This is a genomic window from Limosilactobacillus urinaemulieris, assembly GCF_932750685.1.
GTDB lineage: Bacteria > Bacillota > Bacilli > Lactobacillales > Lactobacillaceae > Limosilactobacillus > Limosilactobacillus urinaemulieris.
Genome location: NZ_CAKOBX010000008.1, coordinates 88766 through 100273, shown reverse-complemented (window position 1 = coordinate 100273; position 11508 = coordinate 88766). Strand labels below are relative to the sequence as shown.

Annotated in this window: 12 protein-coding genes; 4 read left to right on the top strand and 8 right to left on the bottom strand. The window is 39.9% G+C overall.

Annotated features, from left to right (window positions below; genetic code table 11):
• Positions 1-113 precede the first annotated feature (113 nt).
• The 7 genes from greA to MR181_RS06845 all read right to left on the bottom strand — a co-directional run bounded on the left by greA (position 114) and on the right by MR181_RS06845 (position 6485).
• Complete coding sequence (gene greA / locus MR181_RS06875; RefSeq protein ID WP_191910779.1) at positions 114-590, bottom strand: transcription elongation factor GreA; 477 nt, start codon at positions 588-590, stop codon at positions 114-116.
• A gap of 82 nt (positions 591-672) precedes the next feature.
• Positions 673-1017 carry an endolytic transglycosylase MltG gene (locus MR181_RS06870; RefSeq protein ID WP_191910780.1) on the bottom strand — a complete coding sequence of 115 codons (345 nt, stop codon included), beginning with the start codon at positions 1015-1017 and terminating at the stop codon, positions 673-675.
• A 2-nt stretch (positions 1018-1019) separates the two neighbouring features.
• Positions 1020-3437 (bottom strand): phenylalanine--tRNA ligase subunit beta, encoded by a 2418-nt coding sequence (gene pheT, locus MR181_RS06865; protein ID WP_242336428.1) that lies wholly within the window; start codon positions 3435-3437, stop codon positions 1020-1022.
• Positions 3438-3442: 5 nt separating this feature from the next.
• Complete coding sequence (locus tag MR181_RS06860; protein ID WP_242336424.1) at positions 3443-4489, bottom strand: phenylalanine--tRNA ligase subunit alpha; 1047 nt, start codon at positions 4487-4489, stop codon at positions 3443-3445.
• A gap of 284 nt (positions 4490-4773) precedes the next feature.
• Positions 4774-5112, bottom strand: coding sequence for a winged helix-turn-helix transcriptional regulator (locus MR181_RS06855; protein WP_191910783.1), 339 nt, complete (start codon positions 5110-5112; stop codon positions 4774-4776).
• A gap of 22 nt (positions 5113-5134) precedes the next feature.
• Positions 5135-5641 carry an HD domain-containing protein gene (locus tag MR181_RS06850; RefSeq protein ID WP_102169460.1) on the bottom strand — a complete coding sequence of 169 codons (507 nt, stop codon included), beginning with the start codon at positions 5639-5641 and terminating at the stop codon, positions 5135-5137.
• Positions 5642-5708: 67 nt separating this feature from the next.
• Positions 5709-6485, bottom strand: coding sequence for a TrmH family RNA methyltransferase (locus MR181_RS06845; RefSeq protein ID WP_242336421.1), 777 nt, complete (start codon positions 6483-6485; stop codon positions 5709-5711).
• A gap of 98 nt (positions 6486-6583) precedes the next feature.
• Between MR181_RS06845 and MR181_RS06840 the strand changes: the two genes are divergently transcribed.
• From MR181_RS06840 to MR181_RS06825, 4 genes are all read left to right on the top strand, one after another.
• Complete coding sequence (locus tag MR181_RS06840; RefSeq protein WP_242336418.1) at positions 6584-6859, top strand: acylphosphatase; 276 nt, start codon at positions 6584-6586, stop codon at positions 6857-6859.
• Positions 6860-6956: 97 nt separating this feature from the next.
• Positions 6957-7925, top strand: coding sequence for a membrane protein insertase YidC (yidC, locus tag MR181_RS06835; protein WP_242336415.1), 969 nt, complete (start codon positions 6957-6959; stop codon positions 7923-7925).
• 54 nt (positions 7926-7979) lie between these two features.
• Entirely contained in the window at positions 7980-8390 is a 411-nt protein-coding gene (locus MR181_RS06830; protein ID WP_242336412.1) for a peptide deformylase, read from the top strand.
• Between the two features lie 203 nt (positions 8391-8593).
• Entirely contained in the window at positions 8594-9850 is a 1257-nt protein-coding gene (locus tag MR181_RS06825; RefSeq protein WP_242336446.1) for an MATE family efflux transporter, read from the top strand.
• 53 nt (positions 9851-9903) lie between these two features.
• Here MR181_RS06825 and yjeM read toward each other — a convergent pair whose 3' ends face one another.
• Positions 9904-11394, bottom strand: coding sequence for a glutamate/gamma-aminobutyrate family transporter YjeM (yjeM, locus tag MR181_RS06820; protein ID WP_191910789.1), 1491 nt, complete (start codon positions 11392-11394; stop codon positions 9904-9906).
• Positions 11395-11508 lie beyond the last annotated feature (114 nt).

The window sequence follows — 11508 nt, the reverse complement described above, 5'->3', positions numbered from 1 at the left end:
GTCTTTTTGTATAAAAAATACCACCCACATTTCTGTGAGTGGTATCGATATCCATCAATACCAGTTGACAGATACCCGGAATTTGGACCTCAAATATATTAAGGTTAATTTGATTATTCTACACTCAAAATTTTAACCTTCATCGTGCCGTTAGGAATTTCAATTTCAACTTCTTCGCCGACCTTGTGACCAAGAAGTCCCTTAGCCATTGGTGACTCATTAGAAATCTTACCGTTAAATGGGTCAGATTCTGATTCCCCAACAATTTGGTAACTTTCTGGTTCTTCGTCGGGAAGTTCCTTGATTGTTACTTTCCGTCCCATTGATACTTCATCCTTATCAACGTCTTCATTATCAATGATTTCAGCATATTGAAGCATATTTTCAATCTGTGAAATTCGTCCTTCAACAAAGGCTTGTTCATCCTTTGCAGATTCATATTCAGAGTTTTCAGAAAGGTCACCATAACTTCGCGCAATCTTAATTCGCTTGATAACTTCTGGACGACGCTTCATTTTAAGGTCTTCAAGTTCTTGTTCAAGTTTTTGTTTTCCTTCCAGCGTCATTGGAAAAGTTTTTTCTTCAGCCATTTAATTACACACTCCTATCTTATATCCATTGGTAAATTACCATTTGTTTAGGTAAATGTAAATAATTATCCTAAAAATATTTTTAATGACTTTCACGAGATTCCTGCAAAAGACTAACAATCTGCGGTGTTGAGTACGAAGCCTTCAACTTAAATGTTCCAGCCTTCACTCCTGATTCCTTATGAGTTTGCAAATAGTAGTCACAGACAAAACTACTCCGCACTAATCGTTTCTTTTTTAAAATCACACCTACTTGATGATCAGTCGCACCCTGCGGTATTTTAACGCTTAACACCTGATTTGCTGAAGGATCAACCGGTCTTAAAGCATAGTTAAAATATTGATGGATCCCTAAGCCACAACAAGTTAAAAGAACTAGAATAATTAGAACAACCCGATTTTGGCGATGTAATTTTTCGTTAGTCATTATTAACGAATCTCAGCATTTAATTGTTCCTGAAGGTGTTTTGTTATCTTAGCGAATGCCTGATTTACCTGGTCCTCTTTCAAGGTTGCATTGGTATCCTGGTAAGTTAACGTGTATGCCAATGACTTCTTTCCAGAAGAAAGGTGGGCACCACTATAAACGTCAAACAAGTGAACATCTTTCAAGAAGGCACCCCCGTATTGCTTAATTAAATCAACAATCTCTTCGTTTGTAACTTTGGTATCAACTAATAAAGCAATATCACGCGTGATTGTTGGGAACTTGCTAATTGGCGTATATTCATTTTCAATCTTCTTGGACTTCATTAACTGTTCAAGGTTTAATTCAAAGACGTAGGTTTCAGGAACCTTATATTCTTTTGCCGTTTGCGGATGAACCTGACCAACAAAACCAACTAGTTCACCATCAATTAAGATATTAGCTGTTCGACCAGGGTGCATCTCTTCTCGAGAATGATCAGCAACGTATTCAATCTTTCCTGCGATTCCCATGTTATGAAGATACCGTGCCAACATTCCCTTTACTTGGAAGAAATCAACAGGCTGATCAGCAACATGCCAGCTATTATTCAATAATTGACCAGTAATTGCTCCTGCAACATGTTCCTGTTCTTCTGGGCGCTCTCCACCACGCGGAATAAATACTCGACCTTCTTCATAAAGGGCAACATTGTTAACATTACGGGCAACATTATAGGCAATATCAATTAATAAACCACTAATAATGCTCATCCGGGTTGCTACGTGATCAGAACTCATTGGGAAGTCAAGTTTCATTGGTTCAGCTACCGGATCAATTTGGAATTGCTTGGCTTTGTCAACAGTAGTCAATGAATAACTGATAGCTTGGTTCAGACCCATTCCTTCAAAATCATGGCGGGTAGCGCGAATAAATCGTTGTCGAGGAGATAATCCGCCATGATTACGAGTCATTACCGGTAAGCTTTCAGGTAAATTATCATAGCCATAGATCCGGGCAACTTCTTCATAAAGGTCGGCTGGCAAGCTGATGTCCCAACGACGGGCAGGAACCGTAACCAGAACCGTGTCATTACTAGTTAACTTATTAGCAAAAGCTAACCGATCAAAAACGCTGGTAACATCCTCCATCTTTAGGTCAGTTCCCAAAACGTGATTAATCTTTGCTAATGATAGCTCAATATTTTTATCCTCTGCTGGCTTTTCACTGCCAGTAACAATTCCCTTAGTAACAGTTCCGCCAGCTAATTCAGCAATTAATTGGGCCGCTTCATTAAGAGCAGTTTCAACAGTTGCTGGATTAATTCCCCGCTCAAAGCGCATTGAGGATTCGCTGTGAAGATCAAGACGACGAGCTTGTTTCCGGACCATTACTGAGTCAAAGATTGCTGCTTCAAGTGCCACGGTAGTAGTATTTCCTGATACAGCAGTAGCTTGACCACCCATCGTTCCAGCAAGAGCAATCGGTTGATCACCACTTACAACGACAATATCATTTGCGTTTAATGTCTGTTCTTCATCGTCAAGAGTAACGAATTTTTCATCTGCTCGAGCATGACGGACACTAATATCATGATTTGGCAACTTATCATAATCATAACTGTGTAAGGGTTGACCATATTTGAGCAGAACATAGTTAGTAACATCCACAACATTATTAATTGGCCGAATACCAGAATTCCATAGGCGAATTTGGAGCCATAGTGGACTATCTTGAATCTTAACACCCTTAATTACTCGTAACTTATATGTTGGTGCAATCTTGTTATCACTAATTTTAGCATTAATGAGGTCAGCAGTTGCCTGGTCATCATTTTCTTCAACTGCAACTTCCTTAAAATGCGGCTTTAAATTATAAAATGCAGCAATGTCATTAACATTACCATAGATACTCAACATATCACCACGGTTAGGAGTAACATCGGTATCAATAATCGTATCATCCATCCCCAGGTAGCTGAATACCGATTCTCCTGGTTTAGCATCATCAGGTAAAATGTAAATCCCGGCTTCATAAGCTTTGGGAGCAATTCGGTCACTAAAACCAATCTCTTGTAAGGCACAAAGCATCCCATTTGATTCAATTCCGCGAATCTTACCACGCTTTATTTTTTGGTTATTCGCAATCCGGGCACCGTTTAAGGCAACAATTACTTTTTGTCCGGCCGCAACATTAGGTGCTCCACAAACAATTTGGAGCGGTTCTTCTTCGCCAACATTTACGGAACATACATGCAAATGATCCGAATTGGGGTGAGGTTCACAGGTCTCAACTTCCCCCACCACTAAATTTTTCAAGCCATCACTTAATGAATAAACATCATTAATATCAACAGACGTCCGCGCAATCTTTTCGGCAAGATCGCGTGGCTCAACGTCAAGGTCTAAATATTCATTTAACCAATCGTATGAAACTTTCATTGCCGTTATCCTTTCCGATCAAATTGAGTTAAGAAACGAACATCATTTTGGTAGAAGTTCCGAATGTCGGTAACCCCGTACTTTAACATTGCAAATCGGTCAGGTCCCAATCCAAAGGCAAAGCCACCAAACTTCTCTGGATCAACACCAGACATCCGTAAAACGTTTGGATGAACCATCCCGGCACCAAGAACTTCAATCCAGCCAGTATGCTTACAGATAGAGCATCCCTTTCCCTTACAATTAAAGCATGTAATGTCAGCTTCTACTGATGGTTCAGTAAATGGGAAGTAGCTTGGTCGCAAACGAACATCTAATTTATCACCAAAAAGTGATTGAGCAACAACCTTCAATGTTCCTTTTAAATCAGCCATTGTAATGTGTTCACCAACAACCATTCCTTCAATTTGGTTAAATTGGTGACTATGGGTAGCATCATCCGTGTCCCGCCGATAAACTTTTCCTGGTGAAATCATTTTTAATGGTCCCTGGCTAAAGTCATGTTTCTCCAACATCCGCGCCTGCATTGGGGAAGTTTGGGTCCGCATTAAGACGGACGGCGTAACATAGAAAGTATCCTGCATATCTCGTGCTGGGTGATCCTTTGGCAAGTTTAATTTTTCAAAATTATAAACTTCTTGTTCGACCTCGTCACCAACAGCAACCTCGTATCCCATCGAAACAAATAGGTCAACCACTTGATCAATAATTTGTTGAATAACGTGTGGTTCACCCTGAGCTACTGGTGTTCCGGGTAAAGTAACGTCAATAGTTTCTGCCTCTAATTCTGCATTCATTGCAGCTTGTTCTAGTTCTGCTTTTTTACTTTCAATTGCAGCGGTAAGTTCATCACGAACCTTATTTGCAAATTGCCCCACCTTTGGCCGTTCTTCAGCGCTTAAATCACGCATTCCACGAAGAACATTGGTAATTGGCCCCTTCTTTCCGAGCATTTTTACCCGAACTTGGTTAATTTTTTTCAGGTCTTCAGATTCCCTGATTTCTTGCAATCCCTCTTCACGAAGTTCAGCAAGTCGTTCTTTTAATCCCATAATTTCACTCCTTTTAGTAAACAAAAAAGCCCCGTCCGATTAGGGACGAGGCTTCGCGGTACCACCCTAGTTTGCAAAAAATGCACACTCAAAATCGATAACGGCGATCAACCGGAATATCATTACATATCGGCTCCGGAAATGAAATTCCCTAGGTATTACTGACCGTTAATTGCAGAATTATAACAGCTCTCTAACAATAATAATCAAGGTACTAGTTTCCATCGACACTTTTAATATCACAGACTATTGTAGCTAAGCGCCCTTAGCAGGTCAAGGAAAAATTAATTCCACTTGTCACTCCACCGATGAACCGTACTCATAACTTCCCGAAGTTCCTGTCCCCGTTCCGTTAATGAGTAATCAATCCGATTCTCACCCTTATAGGTGTTCCGGACAACAATGTGTTCGTCCTCCAATTCCTTAAGGCGTTCACATAAAACCCGATCACTACATCCATTAATACTTGCTGAAAGATCCTTAAAACGCATTGTATCCTTAACCAGAAGGGCTTCGATAATTAAGCCATTCCATTTTTTGCCAAGGATCGAAAAGGTATGGGTGAATTTCGGGCAAAGTTTACAGCCACCAGCATTAGCCGACTTCTCAGCTAATTGTTGCATAGTAACAACTCCCTTCCACAAACTACCATACAGACTTCATACGACGCTTACGGATCTTTCGTGCCAACTTAGCCCGAAGCGGACTAAAGAATTCATGCTCAGCCTCAAAGTCATCTACAAGTGAAACAATCCAACTCTCACGATACTTTGGCAACGCCAATGTTGCGCCAAACATGTGCTTAAGAATAATATCTTTCTCCTTAGCATTCAACTTTGTTAATTTTTCAGCATTCCGCAATGCTACCCGTGGATGAATAAACGCATGTGTCCCCAAGTCAAATTTGGTAGTTCGCCAATCATAATAAAAGAGATCATGTAGTAAGCCAGCGCGAGCAACACTCCGATAATCAAGATGCATTCGTTTGGCAATCCTATAACTATCGAATGAAACCGCAATCGAATGTTGGAGACGGTTCGAGTGATGGTGTTGTGTGTACTGAGCTAACTTCTGAACAGCTGGCTGAGCTAATAAATCACTAACAATAGAAACATACTCCGAATCGGTTCGCCATTCATTAATTGACTTCATATAATCCCCCTTTTCAATTCTTAAGGATATTTTACAAGATCTATCTTAACAAATAAATCATTAAGCATTATAAATTTTTATTTAACTGAAACATAAGAATTCCAGCGGAAACAGCAACATTCAGCGACTCTGCCTGTCCCCGCATTGGGATATAAAGGTTAGCCGTTGTTTGACTAAGAAACTGTTCGCTCATCCCTTGACCTTCATTTCCCATAATTAAAGCAAAGGTTTTTCCTGGTTCAACATCACGAAAACTTTTTGCTTGCGGATTAAGCTGAGTCCCGTAAACTGGCGCATTAACCATCTTAAAATCTTCAATCCACTTTGCTAGATCTCCTTCGTACAAATTCAAATGAAATTGAGATCCTTGCATTGACCGAATCACTTTCGGGCTAAAAATATCTGCCGAGCGATGGCTAACCACTACGCCCGCAAATCCAGCAGCATCAGCGGTCCGCACCATTGTGCCAACATTTCCTGGATCTTGAACCCGATCAAGAAATAGCCAACCACCACGAAGGTTTTCCATGTCTGGAATTTTGTGTGCGTCTGGCAACGGAGCCACTGCCGCAATTCCTTGTGGGGTAACCGTATCAGTAATATGTTGCATTACTTCTTCAGTAACTTCATATACTTCATCAGTAAGTGAATTTAACTCTGGATGAGCTGCAAGCTGCTCACTCGTTCCGATTAATTGTAAGACTTGAGTGCCAGACTGAACCGCCTCATTTACCAAGTGCCAACCGTCAAGCAAATATGTCCCTGTTTGTCGACGATATTTCTTTGTTTGAAGTTTTTTCCAATTTTTTACGTGTTGATTATGAATCGACGTAAGTTTTTCCATTTAATTATCGACTCCTCTTTTGATTAATTATACCATGGTTATAGCGTACAATGATGCTAATAATTTCTATGATTTTATTAAGAGAAGGAGTAACCTAAATGGAACTTCACTGTTTAAAAATAATTGTTCATGGTCAGGTTCAAGGAGTTGGTTTTCGTTACGGAACATTACAAATCGCTAACCGTCTCACCATTACGGGAACCGTTCAGAACTTATCGGATGGGACTGTCAAAATTATCGCTGAAGGTAATCACCCAAACTTGGAAAAATTTATTCACTTAATTAAAGCTGGGCCAACCCCATTTGCCCACGTTACAAACTTGCAGATTGAGGAACTACCACCCCAGCGTTATCAGTTTTTTATGATTAAATAGCGTTAAATCGGTAGAATTGCTAGTAGATTTAATGTTAATATATGTACTGTTTTATACTATTTAACACTATACTTAAATACACTAAGGGAGAATATTGATGAAACGAAAACGACTTTCGGTTGCGGGACTATTAACCGTTACCCTGTTATTTCTGACTGGTTGTGTACGAACAACAAAGTCGGGAAAGCCATATGGACTGACATATACGTATCTTGCAAAGCCAATGCAACACTTAATGGAATGGCTTGCTAGTCACTTAGGTAATAATTATGGTTGGGCAATTATTGTAATTGTTGTTGTGGTTCGGACAATCCTGCTACCAGTAATGTTCTCACAGATGAAAAAATCAACCATCATGCAAGAAAAAATGGCTAAGATTCAGCCACTACTTAAAGATCTTCAAAAGAAGCAACGGGAAGCCAAAACTCCAGAAGAGCAAGCTGCTGTCGGTGCACAAATGATGGCTGTCTATCGGGAAAATAATGTTAGTCTGACTGGAGGAATTGGCTGTTTACCACTACTAATCCAGTTTCCAGTCTTTGCTGCCCTCTATGCTGCAATCCGTTATTCCCCCGACCTTTATCATGCGACCTTTATGGGGATCGCGCTCGGAAAGCCAAGCATTCTTTTTGCAATCCTTTCCTTTATTGCATATGCAGCACAAAGCTACCTTGGATTAGTTGGCGTCCCTGAAGAACAAAAGAAGCAAATGAAGATGGCAATCTGGATGAGCCCATTCATGACCTTCTTCATCTCGTTAACTTCATCGGCTGGACTAGGTCTTTACTTCTTTATTGGTGGATTATTTGCAATTCTTCAAACCTTAATGATCAATGCATACCGCCCACGAATTCGTAGACAAATTGCAGAGGAAAACAAGAAAAACCCAATTAAAGTTCCTGATACTTTAACAACAAGTGATTCAGCAGCGAACGCAACTAACAACGTTTCTGCAACAATTGATCAATTAAAGAAATCTGCTGCACCGGCTTCTTCAGCTGCACCAAAGCCAAGCAATCGTCAACGAAATGCTGGTAAGCAACATCATCATAAAAATAATAATTAAAAAAATAAGGACTATGGCAATCACTATAGCCCTTTTATTTTAGGAGACAAGATAATGATTAAACCAATTAACCACGATCAAATACTTTTACAACAACGTGCCACTCCCGCAACAAAACAAGACCTTAATGTCGGTATCGATCTCAAAGACACCTTAAATGCACACCAAGCAGAATGCATTGGTATGGCAGCAAATATGATTGGCATCAATAAGGCAATTATTATTGCAAGCCTTGGGCCAGTTAATATGGTAATGTACAATCCTCAAATAACCCAAAAACAAGAGCCATATCAAACCACTGAAGGCTGCCTCTCGCTTCCCGGAAAAAGAGCAGTTACACGTTATCGTCAAATTAAGGTTACCTTCCGTGATCAAGATTGGCGTTTACAAACCTTACAACTCTCAGATATAGCTGCAGAGATCGTCCAACACGAGATTGATCACCTTAATGGGATCCTAATCTAAGGCCCACCTCTTTTACCGCTACACTCGATTTGCTAAGATAAAGTTAATGAAATAAGAGCCACAAAATCGCCGGGTTTTGTTTATAAATTATTTTACTTTCCAAACAGGCGTCCAATTTCTGGAGGATGGGAAGCTAATCTGGAGGTTTTATTTTGCCAATCACTAAAGAAGTTTTTCATTACGTTAGTCGAAACATTATTGCCATGCTTGGAACATCAATTTATGTTTTGATTGATACCCTCTTCATTTCAATTGCTGCGGGCGCATTAGGATTAACTGCTCTTAACCTTGCTCTGCCCATCTTTAATCTCTTTAACGCCCTTGGTTTATTACTCGGTGTTGGTGGTGCAACAATTTTTTCGCTCAATAAAATTCTCCACCCTGAGCGGATTGAATCATTATACAGCTCACTAATGATCTCCGCGGCAATTCTGGGAATAACATTTGCAATTCTAATTGACGTTTTTTCAGTCGGAATTGTTGACTTTCTCGGCGCCAATAATGCTACAAGAGAGCTCGCCATTACCTATGTACGAATAGTGGCATGGTGTGGCCCATTTGTAATGTGCAACTATGTTAGTATCAACTTTATTCGTAATGATGGCAACCCAACCTTAACCATGTTGGCGACTGTTATCGAAACATCATCAGTAATTATCATTGACTGGTTCTTCATCTTTGGCCTCGGTTTAAAAATGGAGGGAGCCGCTTTAGCAGTAATCTTTTCACCCGCAATTAGTCTAGTAGTTTTATCATTTCACCGGAAATTTAAAAATCACCGTCTGCACTTTCATCTTGTTCGTCCCTCTTTTAAGCCACTTATTGAATCAGCACGACTAGGTTCAGCAGCCGCACTAAATGAATTAAGCACCGGCGTTAGCGTCTTCTTCTTTAACCATGTTCTTTTAATGCTAGCAAATAATTATGCCGTTGCCGCCTATGGTGTAATTTCAAACATCGCAATCGTGGTTCTAGCAATTGCTAATGGGGTCGCCCTTGGTGTTCAACCAGTTGCTAGTCGCGAATATGGTGAACATCATTTTAACAATGTCTCGCACGCATTAAGAGTCGGGATTGTCATTACACTTGTGTTAGCCTTTATTGAATTTATTATCTTAACTACATTTAAGTACCCAATCATCGGTCTTTTTAATACTCAAAACTCACTTCAGCTCGTTCATTATGCCGCTGTAGGACTACCGATTTACTTCACGAGCGCCTTCTTCAGTGCCTTAAATTACCTCTTCATTTTGTTCTTAACAGCGACTAATTCAGCTCGTGCTTCGTTTGCTCTATCGCTGCTCCGCGGTTACCTGGTTCTCCTACCATTAATATTTATTCTGCCGTTTTTCTTTGGCCTTAAGGGCGTTTGGGCAGCAGTTCCGTTAACTGAACTAATTGTCACGGGAATTGGAATCGTCTTAATTCATCAACGGATTATTCAATACAAAGATATTTAAAATTAAATGAGGTTTAAAGCTCCACAATAATAAAGCTTTAAACCTCATTTTAGTTATGCTCGTGCATGCTTAGATGCATAATCATAGAGTATCCACGCAACGATTCCGAAGAAGACCGGTCCGATGGCTGTCCAAAAGGCCGTTTGATAATCATGATCCAAAATTGGCTGGATACAAGTAAAAATGATCCCCAAACAAACGATAATTTCGACAAACCATACCAGAACCTTAGTCCAAAAGCGGTTCTTAAATGCCACAAATTCACGTGGAATATCTTTCCGCTGAAATGCTGGAAATGCGCCAACCAAGAAAATATATGGCGCACAAGTGGAAACATTCCCCATATCAGTTAGGATCTGGTAAAAACTAGCTGCTGCAGAGCCACCAAAAGCTACTAGAAAGATAATTACCGAAACAATAATTGCTTGAATCCACATTGCAAAAGCGGGCATTCCATGTTGATTCAACTTGGTAACTCGTGCTGGCCATAAATCAGGGTTTGATCCCATAATAAAAGACTTAATTGGCGTATATACAAGGATGAACATTGCACCAAGCATCCCCATTAACCCGGCAAGGGCAATCAAGCGGGTAAATAAATCACCCAGGAAAAGATTTACTCCATGACTTAACCCTAGAGAAACACCCATCATGTAACCTAAACGGTGGAAAACAACATATGTTACATTTCCCAGATTAACACTTGATTTAGCAATTACTTGGTTATAATTTACACTAAATCCAGTCATTACAATCATTAATACGTAACTACCAATGGTCAAGATAGCCCCAATTGTTAATCCTTTAGGAAAAGTTCTTGAAGGATTTTTCATACTATCGGTAACCCCACCAAGATTTTCCATTCCTGCATATGCAAAGATCGCATAAACAACAAACGAAATAATTGCAATTGGCGTTTGAAATGATGGATTAGGCGATACAAAGAATGTCTTAATTCCGTCAATTGGCTGTGCCGGAACCCCATGATTTGCAATAATCGTAATTAAACTGGCAAAAATAAAGATAAAGTTCATTATGATCATGAAAGCACCACCAAAGGAACTAATCTTTGTAATACCATTAATCCCCCGCGAACTTAGCCAGGTAACAACAATCACAAAAATAATTGCCAAAAGCCCAATCAACTGTGTCGAATCTAAAGAACCAATATGCCAACTTTGAGTAGTGTCTCGCCCAAAAAGTAACGCTGATAATGTAATCCAAAGTCGTGAAGCACTTGAAACAATCCATAGGACCCAACTTGCAAGCCAGATGAACGTTCCAATGAATGCAAGCTTTTCGCCAATTGAACCCGCTAACCAGGAGTAAATTCCCCCTTTTGCTTCGTTAAATGCTGAACCATATTCGGCCATCATTAAACAACACGGGAAGAAGAAACAGATTCCTCCGACAATATACCAAAACATTCCTGCATATGACATCTGAGCATAGGCAATAGAAACATTTCCGAACCCATAAATGGTCGAAATGATCATCAAGACCAGCGTCGGTGTCGTAATTAACTTTTTCTTTTCCGTCGCCACGGATCTTCAACTCCTTATTCCAATTCCTTAACAATATTAAGTTATCCGCTTACATTATAAGCCCAAATCAACAAAATTTGTACAAACGATCACAATTCGTTGCACTTTTAGATG